Here is a 14,175-nt window from a genome sequence, read left to right on the forward strand (position 1 = left end):
ACTATTACCATGTCAGATCTAAAATATAAATACTATTAAAAGTTTCTTTTAAACTTTGACGCATACCTCTACAGGTTGCATTATCTAGATAGCTATGATTAGAAATAAAGGATAAAATTCCATATCCTGTCTGTTCAATGCGCCATTGTGCAAACCTAATAAACTTAATGTAATCATCTTGTAAACTTCTTGGGTTATGTTCTCTTAGTGATTGACCATCTACTTTATAATAATCCTTAACTAAATTACTAATCCATTCACCTGTATTTTTTGATTCATAAGAATAGGGAGGATTACCAATCACAACCATAATTTTCTTCGCCTTTTTGATTTCTAAAGCAGCTTCTCCTTCGGCTGCAATGAACTCCTCAAAAGGTATCTCTGGCTTATTGGGCAAGGTTTGCTCTAAAGAGTTTGTTAAATATACTTGTAAGCGTTTTGTATCAAAAATATAACCAGTCTCTTCTAAGAAAAGCCCTAATTTAAGATGAGCAATAGCATAGGGAGCCATTAACAACTCAAAACCAAATATTCTTGGCAACAAACGTTCGCTTACATAACCCGACCACGACTTATCAACTAACCCCTCTGTCAACGCATTTGGTGACTCTTGAAACCGTTGATAAATTAACTGACAAATCCATAATAAAAATGTACCTGTTCCACAAGCTGGGTCAAGAATCATTACCTCTGGATCAGCAAAACCCAATGGTTTATTAAACTTATCTTTCAACAACTCATCAACCGACCGCACCATATATGAAACCACAGGTTCCGGTGTATAGTAAACTCCTAGAAGCTCTCGAAGTTGAGGTTTATACGCTGCTAAAAAATCCTCATAAAACCGAATAACAATATCTTCGCGGTTCATCTTCTGCCGAAAATCTAACAGAATCGCATCCATTTTTGCAGCCCGCAGAATACTAAACACTTCCGAAATTGCATTGATTAATTCTTCTCCTAACTCTGACTCTTCACGCTGCGATACATCCTCAAATAAACGGCGCAAAAACGGGTTAGTTTCGGGTAAGTATTGCCAAGCATCCTCTCGATCAAAATAAGTTTCCTTATCTTGAGCTTGCCTTTCATCTTTTACATAACTAAATACCCTAGCTGTAAATAACGCATAGGAAATTGTCTGGGCATAAATATCCGCAAAACTATAATCTTTTTCTTTATTCGATGTTAGTTTTAGAGTAGGCAATAACTCCCGTTTAAAACTTACAAACAGCTTGCGTAAATATCCGTCCTCATTTTCTGCGTTATAAACCTGGGGAATTGCTTTTTCTATGCGACGGGTAACTTTGGCAAGTTCTCGCGCCAATTCTTGAGATGTTTCCGCAGCTTCGTAAAATACCCACTCCACTAAGGGAATTAAATCTGATGCTTTAATAGCTATGGGTAGTAGTCCTTGTTCTAAACGGCTCAAACGTCCTAGTAGTTCTTGCTCATTCCAAGCAAAAGTCTGGATTTGTCGTTGGCGTAGTCCCCCTTCTGTAGGTAATATTAACGCTACCCTGCCTGTGCGCTCTTGTTCAGGTAGAAGTATATACATCACAGGTTTATCTGGGTTAACTCTGCTAAGGTAATGCTCATAAATTCCTGGTGGTTGCTCTTTTGATGTCAAAAATGTAACAATTTGTTGCTGCGTCGCTTCATTCAGTTCTGGGTAAAAACCCACAGCAATGGGTAGGGTATCTGCTGCTTGCAACTTATCCGCACCAGGACGCAAATACCAAAACCGCGAACCTTCCGGATCACGTTGCTTGACTGGGTATGCTAACATCCGCCGCAACGCCTCGATGCGATTTGACTCTGTACCAGTCATGACGGCTTGCAGCTGTTCGATGTTAGGCATAATAAGTATAAATCCTTAATAACTTTTTAAATTAACTAACGGTGTCTGGGCAATTTTAACTATTTTGGGGTGAAGATAGCAAAATGGTTAGGGCGCTCGTGTTAAAAAAAGTTGACTTTTTTTAATTACAAACCTTGGAAAATATTTTCTAAGGTGAATGCTCCTATTTCTTGTTTTGGGGTAGGGCGATGCCTACGGCAACCTTGCAGAACGCTAGCTGTAGTAAGTGGGCGATCGCCTTTGTTATTTACCACTTGGCGCGTCCTAGACCGGAATCCAGGGATTTGTATAAAGCCTTCGCAGATATACCTATTGAGGAATTGCAAAAATAGTCAAAGCACCGTTACATTCGATGCGGGGCGATCGCCTAACTGTGGTGATGCCGTCATTCTCAGCTTCCGTCGTCGCTATCTGATCGCTAGTATGTGGACATGAACCTGAGAAAAATTTTTCTAGGGTCAGACGATTGCCCCTCAGTGCTGTCAGCTTAACTGTGCGATCGCGTACTCGCGTGCCGCAGGTATCGTCCCTAGTTCTGAGGGTCAACCTGTGTGAGTTGTAGTGTTCTATTCATTATTTGCTGAAAAAATCTGTTGAGCAGTTAAATTCAACTCTGGAAATGTAGGTGATTCTATGCGGTCTGTACCTCTAAATTGCTTGCCTTGATATTCACCCTCATCACTTAAAGAGTAAATTGTGATTGTTGGCTGTTTGGGGTTGCCTATTAACACCTTACTACCCAAAGCTAAATAATCCACAATCCAATATTCTTTTATACCCATTTCTTCATAATCGGCAAACTTTTTGTGATAATCATCACGCCAGTTAGTACTAACTACTTCAACCACTAATGGTATTGATTCTGGTTGAGTTAAGATAGACTCTTCTTGCCAGCGGGGTTCGTTTCCTAAATTGGATAGATTCATTACAAGAATATCTGGGAAGTATCCAGATTGTTTATTTTCAGCCTGTACTAGTGCCTTATTCGATATACCATACTTAAGCTTAAGACTGTGACATTCGACCATTATAATCATTACTAAAAAAGCAATAATTTCTTCATGCTTTCCTTTTGGTTGTGGCATTTGAATAATTGCTCCATCATACAATTCATAGTGAATATTTTCTGGTTGTGTTTTTAAAAATTCTACAAATTCATCGAATGTGACTAGTTTTTGTATTGCTTGAGTCATTTGGGCAAACCTCCAGCTTCTAATATTTTGGCGATTGATTCAGCATCGAAACAGTTTAAAAAGCATACGCTTTGACATTCGATGCGGGGCGGTTGTCCTGCGTTGGTCATAATACCTCCTATCCAATTTCAAACTCAATGATTTGACTGACAGACTTTAGCCCAAAGTATTTTGCCAGAGCGACCAGCGTTGAACTGTCAATTCTAGAAACCTGATTCCTGTACAACCTGCCAATAGTGCCAGGAGATAGCCCTGTTTCTTCGGCAAGTCGAAGCTGGCTGATTCCTTGTGAATCCATTAAATCTTTGATTTTGCAATGCACTGTTAAATCGTTCTTCATTTTCAATACTTGAAGCTTGTATATTAATAAAGTAACTCACTAGTAGATTAACTCATCAGTATATCCGATTAATACGCCTTTCTCTTATAAGATATCTGTTACTTCCTTACTAATCTATTAGTGGATTAGTAGGCTACAGTAGAGAGGTCAGGTAAACAACGTCAATCAACGCAAAACGCCAAGACGGATTTCCTTAAGAGGGTTGTTGCAAGGGCTGTTACCTACACCACAGGTTATTCACTAACCACGCACATCTGCATTAAGTGATCGCACATCTGCGATCGCTGTGGTGTTTTGTGCCTGAACCTTGAAAACTGAATTACGTAATTTAACGAAAGCAAGTTGTTTCAGATTTGTTTCATAACCTGTTTCATGTTGCGTGTTTCAACGGTTGTATCAGTGTTTCAGGGTCGTGAAACAGAATGAAACGCCATTAAGCGCGTGAAACATGAAGCGTGAAACGGCGCTTTAAAAGCATTAAGCAAGTACTTAATTCAGATAAATAACGTAAACGAAGGAGGTAATTTTGAGCGAGTCTAATGGACTAGCCACGATTGAATCTATAGATGATTTGATAAACGTTGGCGACGCGGCGGTACTTGAGGATGCGCCACAACAAAAGCGTACCAGAGGTAAGAATCAGAAGCGGGTCAAAGTGTCGCGCTTGAAGATTGATGCAGGCAATGGTCGCATTAAGTTTCTAGCAGATGGTTATTTCGATGCCATTCGGTCTGTCATCTCGCAGGTTTCTAGCCCACAGAGTATGCTTGGGGCATTCGATTGGGACAGTAAAAGTTGGCTGGTTGGTGCAGATGCTGAGATTATCAACAATTCAAAGCAGCGCATTGAAGTTGGGACAACGCCTGGAGCGAAAGTCAAATATTTTCCGCACATGGTTCTGGGCGCGATCGCATCCCATCCAACTTTTCTAGATGGAGCAACAAGATTTAATGGCGATCGCACACGTAAGCACTTATCAATTGATATTGATTGCTTGGCTCTGGCTCGTGGTGAGGAACTGTTCAACAATCTCCAGAAAGTCAAAGAGTTCTCAAAGGATGGCATCACTTATCAGACGGAATGGCGGTACTTTATAGCTCATCCTGAAGGTTACGGCGGCGCGATCGCAGCCCACAAACTGATAAAGGAGAAAGACCCAAAAACCAGACAGTTTTACATATTGGACATTGGCAACGGCACAATCACCCTGACACCCTATAACTGCTTTGGCAGTAAACCATTAGCGGGTATACCACGCTCTGGCAGTGGCGGCGGTGTGATTGCAATTGTTGATAAGTTCTCTGAAACTGCCAACACGGGTGACCATGAAACCATCTATCTTGACCAGCTACGCAAAGCCCTAGAACGCTCCAAAGTTGTTGGAGATAAATACCAAGCAATTGTGGCAGGCTCTCGCAACGACTTGGGTGCTAGTCTAGCGACCGCATTACAGGACTGGAAAGACAAGCATCCAGCCACCAGGAAAGTACTTAGAGAGGTTGATGATGTTTTGCTAGATGGTGATTATGTCTTCTGCTGCGGCGGAGGCTTTGAAATACCGCCCATAGAGGACTTTGTTAAGTCGCAGTTCCCTAATAGCGATCGCCTGATTGTATTACCAAACCCTGGAACCATTAGCTTACTTGGATTAAAGGAGGAAAACTCATGAAAGCAGAACGAATTTCTTACCATGTCCCTGGTGATTTAGTACCAATTATTCGGGCGCTTGCAGACCGCGATGGTACACCACCTAGTAAATGGTTGGGCGAACTCATCCGCAAGGAAGTCAGACAACAACGCCAGAAGCTAGTTAACGTTACGTTACGGCAACCGGAGGCAAGTCATGGGAATTGATAGAGCATTGTATTTAGACCAGGCTTCTAGAGCGGATGCGCTCAATACACTCTTAGCGATCGCAGAGCAGTTACAAAGCTTCAAATCCCACTATCCGCAAGTATTCCGGTATCTGTGCGAAGCGGGAAGAGAGGGTGCTGATTTTACCCTAGCAGACGCATCTAACGCATTGGCTTGGGCTTCTAACTTCTTGGAGAAAGGTAAATAATGCGGCAACTAATTTTCGTTTACGACCACTCAGAGCTATCGCAGCACAAGGTTTATCAAATCAACGGGACACTCTACCGCTATACGGGCAAGTGTCCTTGGGCAAGAATAGACCACCCTCAATGGTGCTTTGAACCACTAGCAGGGCAGCGCAAAAACATGACTTTGAAACTCAACCAGACCAAAGTTAAGCGGGTTATCTATGAAGTACCGGGGATGGTTGCAAGTCGCAAAGCTGAAGTGGTAGGCGAGGCGATTCAGCAAAGTTTGTTTTAAGGGGCAGCGATCGCCAAGTTGTCAGAAAAAGCGATCGCACCCATAGGTTGCATCTACGCCGCACGTAAATACACAACATATTGGATTTTAACAATGTCTAAACCAGTTGGATTTTTTAGTTTGTCTGCGGACAACAAGTTAATTGCAGAGATGACTGAGACTTGGGGCGAGGATTTATCCGGGATGGCTGAGAATGATTGCCTCTGGTTAATTGGTCGTATTGCCCATGAACTTTGGCTTGGCAGCGATTCTAACGAACCAATAACCGAGAATGCAGAAGCGGTAGTGGATAGGTTGCACGAGCTTAAGTCTTGGGAAAAAGTAGCGCTGATTCGGGCGCTGATTCAAGAAGCATAGGAGTTAATGTGAGCAGAACGGACAAATATATTGCTCCATTCCTTGCTGGCGGGGCGGGGATGCTTTTTTTGGTATCCCCTCTATTCATCAATCTGGGCTACAAGATGCCAGCTTACATGGCATCTCAGGAACTACAGAGCCAGCAGGAACGAGAAAGGCAAGAGCTAGCTGAACGAAAAAAGACCAGCGACAAACTCTCACAGACGGGGTTAGTACGGACTGGGGCGACGTTGACCCTAAGCGACTATCTAGACGACCCGGTGAGGCTCCCACGACTCAAAAAAACAACACTAAACCGATACGCCACAAAGCAGGCATGGGTTTACGATGCCGCCGACTTTTGTATTGGTCGGATTGTTAAAGGGCGGTTTATCTCGAAGTACACATCACAGACAGCTTGTAAGGACGCACCTAACGATGGCAATTAAGAAACCAGAATCACCAAAACAGTCAGAGTCAGAGCAAGCGCCGTCAGCATCAAAAGGTAGAAAGACATTATTAGAAACGCTAGTGGACTGGACGCTCAAGGTCGCACTATTCCCTTTTAGCTTGGTGACAATTATCTTCCATCAGATGCTTACACCTGGGGCGACGGGCAGCACATTTCTAGGGAAATTGATGTTTATATTCCTTGTAGTACTTTCATCTGATGGGTATTGGCAAATTCTATTCCAAGGCTCCCCTTTATTTCCCTGGTATGAGAACCAGTGGACTGGTTGGGGCTGGTTGCCTGGGATGGCTCTGAGCCTGACTCCGCCCAGCTTTTCGGCACACGCGGGACTACTCGCAAACCCATTGTTTTACATCTGCGTCGGGATTTCGTTTGTTATCCAAAGCTTTCAATCGGCAGCATTCAATGGCTCAAAGTTCGCTAACGCAGACAAGAAGGTAATCGGTCTTATCGCCGTCGCCCTCTGGACGTTTGACTTTATTTTGACGATCGCCTCTCGTAACCCTTGGGGATTTGAAGACCCAGGCGTTGTCCTTCAATGCATTATGTTTAACGTTTTCACTATCTTCTGCGCGGAACTAGGGCGCTGGGGTGAAAAGGTTCTCTCAGGCAAATAAAGCGCGGTTCATAACCTGAGAAAAATTTTTCTCAGGTTGAAGTCAAAAGGCAAATATAGCGATCGCGGGTCGCATCTACCACACCCCACAACCACCTACTAGTCTGTCAATTTTGTTTTGAGGAATTTTTGGTAGTGCGGGCATCTTGCCCGCGTGAGCGAGACGCTCACACGACTGTCCCTCATTTCAACCCTGACAGACTACTACCTTAAAAAACGTATGCAAAATAATAATAACAATCGCCCAGTAAAACTGATAACACGCGAAACCGCAGCCATTATCAGCCAGTATCCTGAAATTGAATTCTTAGAAGCCGGACACACAGCAGAATGGTTGGCTGAGAGAAAAGACCAATTACTCGAACTCGCCCATGAAGAAAAAATAGGCAGTAGCCTAGCTAAGACCGCAGGGATTGCCACTGTAATCGTTGGCGCAATCTTTCACGCAACATCACCCCTTGCCCCAGTTGGCTTGTTATTGGGTGCTACAGGTTACATTTGGGCGCAAATCCAAGATACATCCAGTACTGGGACTTTTAACCCTTTCCCATTTATCCGAGGCGGACTGCTTAATGTGGTAGGCAGTATGGGAAATTCTGAGGCAAGAAAAGAATTCCTTGATGGTTACGACGAATTTGAGCAGTTAAAGCTGTATTTGCACCCTGCGGAAAGGCAAGAATACATCATGCTGCGAGAATGCATGACAACGATTACAGAGTGTCTAAACCAGCTTGAATCAGGTAAGCGGTTTTACGCCTACCGATGGCTGAAAGAGCAATACAGCCTACATGGTAAATTTCCTGCCTTTGAGACAACACAGAGCCATGTTGCTCAGGTGCAATACGTTAGCAGCAAGATTGACCATGAGAGAGTAATTCAGATTGAATCGGCAGGACAGCCTGCGATGCCTCCGGCAACCTTGCGGAACGCCCCACTACCCCAAGCTGAGATTACAGAGCCAATCCAGCAACAGCTATCGCCTGTTTCTATCAACCGCGAACTACCGCTAGACCAAAGAGCAAAAGCAGTGGTCAATCGCTTGATTGAGGGCGGCTTCAAGATTGATGAGTGCTTAGGCTCTCAGGTTGTGGTTATTTGTGGTACTCAGCGCGGCGGTAAAGGTACTCTAGCCGCAATCCTAGCCACACTATCAAAAGCACTAGATTCTAGCCTTGATACTCAATATTTCACGGCGGGCGTTGATGTTTACCCGTTTGCCTGCAACCTCACATCTGCTTTGAGTTTCCCTAACAGAGACTCAGACGCAGCTGATAAGTCGGTAGCTGATGAGTTGTTGCTGTTTCTCAGGAAGTTAGATGGGGCTGAACCATACACCAATCAGAACCTACTTTTGGTCATTGATGAAGCCACTCGGTTACTTTCACTCCTAGAGGAAGGCGATCGCACTTGGGCAATTCAATATTTACTCAACCGCTTTGCTAAGTGCGGGGGCACGCTAATCCTTGTCCTTCACGCCTCTAACCTATCCTCTATAGCAGGCAAAGCGACGGCGGGACTGGCTGACACTTTTAAGCAGTCAGTTAGCTTTATTGGCTGTGTAGCCCAATCCGTGAAGGTTTCAGGACTGAGAAAGATTAATGTTGCCAGTGGTGCTTACTTCAAGGCTAATCCTAATAACTTTGGTGAGCCTGTCGCCGGCGGGGAGTTGGGGGTGATGCCAGAATGGTTGAAGACTGAGAATCACCCAGGAAATGGTCAGCCAGACCCAGCGCGATCGCTTCTAGGCTTATTCCCGGAGTTGGTACAACAGCACAAAGCCGCACCCAATTCGGTGATTAACCAACTGGAGGGCTATTTCTCCCTCGCACCCCATGAAGACATCGAACCCCAGGAAGCGGTGGTTGTGGATTTTGAGCAAATTATGTTGATCATCAAGGGTGCTGTTAGCTTTCCTGTCACATTTGATGCAATCAGAAACTCGCGGAAGTGGGGGAAAGAAAAGCCAAGTGTTCGTTATCTGCGCGAAGCCTTAGCCGCCCTGGTGCAAGCAGAAAAGCTGGTTGGTAACGAAAAGGATGGCTATGCGCTCACTCATTGACTAAATCTGCGATCGCATTCAACCCTAGAAAAAATTTTCCAGGGTCGCCGCATCGAAATGTGACTAAATCTGCGATCGCATTCAACCTGAGAAAAAATTTTCCAAGGTCGCAATTTTAGCGATGCCTCCGGCAACCTTGCAGAACGCCCCGCATCGAAATCAGCGTTGAATTTAACCTTAGTAAACCTTAGAAAAATTTTTCTCAGTCCGCAATTTTGAAAACACTTATTAGGAGTTTTTACTACATCATAATGAAAATATATAAGCCGTATTTCACAAGAGTTTCGGGTTTTATAAAAATCCTTTCAAAATCCAATTTTTTGTTTATTGTTTACTCAAGGCTGTCGCCGTGATGTAAGCGAATAAGTAGCGTTTTTTGGAAAAACTATTGCTTTATTCATTGCGAATGTGCTTAGCTATATAAGTAGTATTTTCTACTAACAAAGATACGCTTCAGTTAGCGCGATCACTAAAAAAAAAGGGGCTTCACATCACTGCTAAAGCCCAACAAAAACAAAAAATCATATCAATTTTAACAGAAATATGGGATTGCTCAACGCCTTACGGCATCACAGGTTTAACGAGTTCCATATGTAACCAAGGCTTTGGCAGTGATGTGACTCTCCTTATCTTTCCCTTAAGGAGATCAAAATGACTTCTACACAGAATTATAGTGAATATTACCAAAAAGCGCAATATCTGATTTCAGGATTGGATCATCTTCCTAAAGATTGGGCATTAACCCCAGTGAATGGCAGCAAGCGCCCGTATCGATCCAACTGGCAGAGTGAGAAGCCATTGTCTAGGGAGGCGATCGCTCACAAAATCCAGGATGGGGATTACGAAGATTTTGAAGACAAAAAAACTGGGCAGATAAAGCAGCACTTTTGCAAGGCTAAGGGTTATGGCATCCGCACAGGTGAGATATCGGGAGGGATTTTAGCCATCGATGTGGATGGTCAAAATGCCGAACCGATACTGTTAGAGCTAGCATCGGGAGATCTGCCAGATACAGTAACTTTTAGCTCTGGCAAGCCTGGACGGAGACAAATGCTTTACTATGTTCCACCCCAATATTGGGGTGTAGTAAAACCTTTTAAGCTGCCTACAGGAATCAAGGGCGAAGACGGCAAAGAAGAGCAACTTGAATTTCGCTGGAACGGACAGCAAAGTGTACTACCGCCATCAGTACACCCGGAAACTGGGCAATATCATTGGGTGCGATCGCCACAAGAAATTGGAATTGCCAACTGCCCGATGTGGTTACTCGATCTAATGATTGAGCGTCATCAAGCAGCGAATACACCCAGAGTTGCCGCACCCACGCCAACACAAGCACAGGCTATTACTGGAAGCCCACCATTAGAGATATACCTGGGTAGAGACGATCGCAGTTTAGTAGAAAGCGGAACAGGCAACGGCGCTCGTAATGATGCAGCCCAGAAACTTAGCCTGAATTTAGTAGCCACTGCCCGACGGCTAGACGAATTGAGTCTCCCCTATAGCGGCACACCCCGACAGCTATACGACGATTTTTGCTCCCGATGCACCCCACCTCTTGGATCTGATGTTCGCGGCGAAGCTCTTGGGTGGTGGAAAAATGCTGAGGCGATCGCCAAACACCCATCTTTGGATGATGAAAAGTTGCTCTGTTGCTACGAAGCATGGTTAAAGAAGCAGCAGCCGCGCTTATCTCAGAAGGCTAGCAATCAGTTGAATGACCAACCATTAGAAAATACCGCAGATGAAGCCCAACGATTAACTTTGGATGTAAAGCGTTGGAACGCAGAACAAGACCCAGCCAGACGAGCCACCATTCTAAGAGAGTTGAGAAAACAGGGCTATGCTCGGAACGAAGTACAGGAAATAGCCTCCTATTTGGACAGAGGAACCCGAACAGCACAGGCAAAATTACTAACCCCGGAAGAGTTTATGAATTTTGTCCCCGATGGACTAACCTGGTTATTCCCCGGTTTATTACCTGCAAGCGGCGTAACGGTGCTTGGTGGCTCTCCTGGCGCAGGTAAATCACTACTCGCATACGACTGTGCAGCAGCTTTTTTATTTGGTGAATCGTTCTTGGGTGAGGAACCCGCCAAAACAGGGAAAGTTTTATTTGCTCTGTCTGACGAGCCAGAAACGTTTGTCCAGGACAAACTAATTAATCGAGGTTTCTATGCGAGTAAAAACTGGCGAATTCTACATAACTGGGATGAAAGCCAGTGGTTGGCTTTTGAAATGGCCTTAGAAGATTTTCACCCCGACCTGGTAGTTATTGATTCCTTTGCCTCTATTCATCGCAACCAATCTTTTGATGAAAACTCCAGCCAAGCAAAATTAACCATTATGAAGCTGGACGATACCCTAAGACGGTATAACGCTGCTGGCTTGCTAATTCACCACTCCAACAAGAACAAGGAGCAGAAAGGTGTTGACAAGTTGCGTGGCTCTACTGCGATCGCAGCTGCTGCAAGTATGGTTTGGTTGCTTACGGGCGAACCTCAAGCAGAAGTAAAACAGTTCAGCACCCCAAAGGTACGAGGAACCGCGCCCGTTAACTTCAATATCTCTCTAGCCTCGGAGACAGGTAGATATAAATTAGTTTCTGGCAATGAAGAGATGGAAACAACCAAGCCCGTTATCCAAAGGCTTAAGGCTTACTTTGAAAGGATTGGGTGCGATCGCAGGCTTGAAGTAGAAGAAATTCAAGATGCTATTGGTGGTAGCAGGGATTCACTTTGGAAAGCATTATCCAGGTTGTGTACTCAGGGAGTGCTGGTCAAAGCTCCAAGTAAATCAGACCCACGTCGTAAAGTTTACTATTTATCGCATAACTATACTGTGGCTAAAAAGAGTACCCCCCTTCTCCCCCCTACCAACGATCTAAGCTTGTCCAGTATATTGGCTGAAACCCTTACTGGGCAAGGTTTAGATATACTGGACAAAAAACTGGACAACTTTTCTGAGAATACCCCTCAAAATGAGCCTCAAATCCATGCACAGCATAAAACACAGCCATTATACTGGACAAATTCTCAAAATCACCAAGAAGAAAGCTTGTCCAGTATAATGGCTGAAATCGAAGCGCAGCAAAGCATAGAGCAAAAACACTGGACAAAAACACTGGACAGCGAAAATGAGCTTGTCCAGTGTGTCAAAACCATACAGGATAATGCCTCCAACAAAAACACTGGACAAATACCCCAGATAGAGGGGGGGGGAGGGGTTGTCCAGTATTTCTGAGGAGGTGATTCAAAACACTGGTACGGAAGAGATAGAACTAGGCTTGCTTAGAGGGTGCGATGTTGTTTTTAAGGTAGGCGATCGCGTGACGATATCCGACCGCTATCATACCCGCTTCAATCAAATAGGAGAAGTCAGCAAAGTGGTATCAGATGAACTGTTTCGAGTCGCCTGGACAGATGGATGCGACAACCTCTACGAACTTGGCAAACTATCCGCGATCTAGCTGATACAGAAAAATTTTGATTTTTGATTAACCTTGAAATATCGCTTCAGGAGAGAAAAATGTCTAGGGAAGAATTTTTAAAGCGTCTGAGAAAGCTGGCGATCGCCTACTATGACCTTCACCATCCAAATTCTATAGATGCAACGTTGCCCGAATCATCCACAAATACCACCTCAACGAATGACCTGAATGCTTGTTGTAAATCGCCATCATCAAGCGAATCCCAGAAAGTTGCCTGAGAATATGACCAGGCTAGTTTAAGCCTGTCAGTGTCGATTGCAAGGGCAGATTTTAGCCGTATTTCCTCGGCTTCTATCTGGCTTTGGATGTCCCGCACAGCTGCGACAATGGCAGGATTATTTGAGTTAAGTGCCTCAAGTCCTGCTAGTTGGTGCTTGAGGTCGATCAATGCTTCCGACTCTTCTGGGCTGCGATCGCTTACATTAGATTGCTCGGTAATTTCCTTTGACTTTTGGGTGATTCGTTCTATCACCTGTTTAGTTAAGGTAGTTAACCTTGCGTTGGTTTTGTTTGGACAAAAATGAACGTTTTGAGCGTGCCTAGCACATCTTATCCAGTGTGTTTCCCCAGATTTGTATCTGGAGATAACGCGATACATTCCGCCGCCACAGTGGGTACACCGCAACAAACCTTTCAACGGGTAATCCTTCTCTTTCTTAAGAGATAATCGCGGTTTGGTTTTGGCATTGCGCTTAATTTGGCTGACTTCTACCTCGGTTGCGATCGCTTGATGAGTGTTGCGGGTGATTTGGGGTGGACGGGGATTGCGAGGATTACGGCGATATTCCATCTCTGTGAAATATCGCGTATGACCGAGGATTGCAGGATTGTTTACCCAATGGCGCAGCCCCGAAAGGGAAAATTCGATGCCATACTCCTCAAAAAGTAGCTTCGACACCGCCCCATAGCTGTACCCCTCTAGCAGCAAATCGACTATCTTCCTAGCTATGGAGAAGTTGACTTCATGCGGTTCTAGTTTGTGATCGCTGTTGAGCTTGTACCCAAAACAAGCTTTCTGCAACTTGCCTTGCGATCTAAAATAATTCATCCCGTGTCGGGTGCGTTCCGACAACAGCCGACTTTCAAAGTCCGCTAATGATGCCATCTGGCTTGCGGAAAACCGCCCAAACGATGAACTAACATCAATGGGTGCGTCTAGAATCCGCAGTGTGATTCCACATTCAGTGAACAGTTGAATAGTCCTCATTACGTCGATATCACTGCGTCCCAACCTGTCAATACGGGTGATAATGACTTCTCTGACCTTCGCCTCTTGAATCAACTTCAAAAGCTTGTTGAATTCCTTTCTTTTGCTTGAACGCCCAGACTCCACATCCACCAACACCACTTCAGCGCCAGCGTCCTCTAGTCGCTTTACTTGCTGCTTCAATGCGTCATACTCTAGTGATTGTTCCACTGTGGACACGCGGGCATAACCGTAAATCATAGCGATCGCATTCAAGCACAACCGTTA

Annotated in this window: 15 protein-coding genes; 9 read left to right on the plus strand and 6 right to left on the minus strand. The window is 44.5% G+C overall.

Features of this window, described 5'->3' with window-relative positions; all coding sequences use genetic code 11:
* Positions 1-4: 4 nt before the first annotated feature.
* The 5 genes from AACW45_RS30930 to AACW45_RS30950 all read right to left on the minus strand — a co-directional run bounded on the left by AACW45_RS30930 (position 5) and on the right by AACW45_RS30950 (position 3,391).
* Positions 5-1,858 carry an N-6 DNA methylase gene (locus tag AACW45_RS30930; protein ID WP_242045584.1) on the minus strand — a complete coding sequence of 618 codons (1,854 nt, stop codon included), beginning with the start codon at positions 1,856-1,858 and terminating at the stop codon, positions 5-7.
* 125 nt (positions 1,859-1,983) lie between these two features.
* A complete protein-coding gene (locus AACW45_RS30935; RefSeq protein WP_277880232.1) occupies positions 1,984-2,112 on the minus strand; it encodes a hypothetical protein in 129 nt (42 codons plus the stop codon).
* 55 nt (positions 2,113-2,167) lie between these two features.
* The gene (locus AACW45_RS30940; RefSeq protein ID WP_190629761.1) at positions 2,168-2,404 is read right to left on the minus strand and encodes a hypothetical protein; all 237 of its coding nucleotides are present in this window, start codon (positions 2,402-2,404) and stop codon (positions 2,168-2,170) included.
* A 20-nt stretch (positions 2,405-2,424) separates the two neighbouring features.
* On the minus strand, positions 2,425-3,051 hold the full coding sequence (locus tag AACW45_RS30945) for a Uma2 family endonuclease (protein WP_190629763.1): 627 nt from the start codon (positions 3,049-3,051) through the stop codon (positions 2,425-2,427).
* A 118-nt stretch (positions 3,052-3,169) separates the two neighbouring features.
* A complete protein-coding gene (locus AACW45_RS30950; RefSeq protein ID WP_096727525.1) occupies positions 3,170-3,391 on the minus strand; it encodes a helix-turn-helix domain-containing protein in 222 nt (73 codons plus the stop codon).
* Between the two features lie 526 nt (positions 3,392-3,917).
* Between AACW45_RS30950 and AACW45_RS30955 the strand changes: the two genes are divergently transcribed.
* The 9 genes from AACW45_RS30955 to AACW45_RS30995 all read left to right on the plus strand — a co-directional run bounded on the left by AACW45_RS30955 (position 3,918) and on the right by AACW45_RS30995 (position 12,680).
* On the plus strand, positions 3,918-5,060 hold the full coding sequence (locus tag AACW45_RS30955) for a hypothetical protein (protein WP_190629765.1): 1,143 nt from the start codon (positions 3,918-3,920) through the stop codon (positions 5,058-5,060).
* Positions 5,057-5,245, plus strand: a complete 189-nt coding sequence (locus AACW45_RS30960; protein ID WP_190629767.1) for a hypothetical protein — start codon at positions 5,057-5,059, stop codon at positions 5,243-5,245. Before AACW45_RS30955 ends, AACW45_RS30960 begins: the two co-directional genes overlap by 4 nt.
* Positions 5,235-5,453, plus strand: coding sequence for a hypothetical protein (locus AACW45_RS30965; RefSeq protein WP_190629769.1), 219 nt, complete (start codon positions 5,235-5,237; stop codon positions 5,451-5,453). The genes AACW45_RS30960 and AACW45_RS30965 overlap by 11 nt, the downstream gene beginning before the upstream one ends.
* On the plus strand, positions 5,453-5,728 hold the full coding sequence (locus tag AACW45_RS30970; protein WP_199330992.1) for a hypothetical protein: 276 nt from the start codon (positions 5,453-5,455) through the stop codon (positions 5,726-5,728). Before AACW45_RS30965 ends, AACW45_RS30970 begins: the two co-directional genes overlap by 1 nt.
* Before the next feature lie 93 nt (positions 5,729-5,821).
* Positions 5,822-6,085 carry a hypothetical protein gene (locus AACW45_RS30975; RefSeq protein WP_190629772.1) on the plus strand — a complete coding sequence of 88 codons (264 nt, stop codon included), beginning with the start codon at positions 5,822-5,824 and terminating at the stop codon, positions 6,083-6,085.
* 417 nt (positions 6,086-6,502) lie between these two features.
* Entirely contained in the window at positions 6,503-7,153 is a 651-nt protein-coding gene (locus AACW45_RS30980) for a hypothetical protein (protein WP_190629774.1), read from the plus strand.
* A gap of 219 nt (positions 7,154-7,372) precedes the next feature.
* The gene (locus AACW45_RS30985; RefSeq protein ID WP_190629775.1) at positions 7,373-9,211 is read left to right on the plus strand and encodes a hypothetical protein; all 1,839 of its coding nucleotides are present in this window, start codon (positions 7,373-7,375) and stop codon (positions 9,209-9,211) included.
* Between the two features lie 651 nt (positions 9,212-9,862).
* Positions 9,863-12,454, plus strand: coding sequence for a bifunctional DNA primase/polymerase (locus AACW45_RS30990; protein ID WP_190629777.1), 2,592 nt, complete (start codon positions 9,863-9,865; stop codon positions 12,452-12,454).
* Positions 12,438-12,680: a hypothetical protein gene (locus AACW45_RS30995; RefSeq protein ID WP_190629779.1), complete on the plus strand. Its 243-nt coding sequence runs from the start codon at positions 12,438-12,440 to the stop codon at positions 12,678-12,680. Before AACW45_RS30990 ends, AACW45_RS30995 begins: the two co-directional genes overlap by 17 nt.
* A 118-nt stretch (positions 12,681-12,798) precedes the next feature.
* Here AACW45_RS30995 and xisF read toward each other — a convergent pair whose 3' ends face one another.
* Positions 12,799-14,148: a fdxN element excision recombinase XisF gene (xisF, locus tag AACW45_RS31000; protein WP_190629781.1), complete on the minus strand. Its 1,350-nt coding sequence runs from the start codon at positions 14,146-14,148 to the stop codon at positions 12,799-12,801.
* Positions 14,149-14,175 lie beyond the last annotated feature (27 nt).

The sequence above is a fragment of the Calothrix sp. FACHB-168 genome (assembly GCF_963889195.1).
Taxonomy (GTDB): Bacteria; Cyanobacteriota; Cyanobacteriia; order Cyanobacteriales; family Nostocaceae; genus Aulosira; species Aulosira anomala_A.

Bases quoted from the DNA above. Each gene is read 5' to 3' on its own strand.
- AACW45_RS30960 (WP_190629767.1), top strand. From the start codon at position 5,057: ATGAAAGCAGAACGAATTTCTTACCATGTCCCTGGTGATTTAGTACCA.
- AACW45_RS30965 (WP_190629769.1), top strand. From the start codon at position 5,235: ATGGGAATTGATAGAGCATTGTATTTAGACCAGGCTTCTAGAGCGGAT.
- xisF (WP_190629781.1), bottom strand. From the start codon at position 14,148: ATGATTTACGGTTATGCCCGCGTGTCCACAGTGGAACAATCACTAGAG.
- AACW45_RS30980 (WP_190629774.1), top strand. From the start codon at position 6,503: ATGGCAATTAAGAAACCAGAATCACCAAAACAGTCAGAGTCAGAGCAA.
- AACW45_RS30945 (WP_190629763.1), bottom strand. From the start codon at position 3,051: ATGACTCAAGCAATACAAAAACTAGTCACATTCGATGAATTTGTAGAA.
- AACW45_RS30970 (WP_199330992.1), top strand. From the start codon at position 5,453: ATGCGGCAACTAATTTTCGTTTACGACCACTCAGAGCTATCGCAGCAC.
- AACW45_RS30950 (WP_096727525.1), bottom strand. From the start codon at position 3,391: ATGAAGAACGATTTAACAGTGCATTGCAAAATCAAAGATTTAATGGAT.
- AACW45_RS30975 (WP_190629772.1), top strand. From the start codon at position 5,822: ATGTCTAAACCAGTTGGATTTTTTAGTTTGTCTGCGGACAACAAGTTA.
- AACW45_RS30930 (WP_242045584.1), bottom strand. From the start codon at position 1,858: ATGCCTAACATCGAACAGCTGCAAGCCGTCATGACTGGTACAGAGTCA.
- AACW45_RS30990 (WP_190629777.1), top strand. From the start codon at position 9,863: ATGACTTCTACACAGAATTATAGTGAATATTACCAAAAAGCGCAATAT.
- AACW45_RS30985 (WP_190629775.1), top strand. From the start codon at position 7,373: ATGCAAAATAATAATAACAATCGCCCAGTAAAACTGATAACACGCGAA.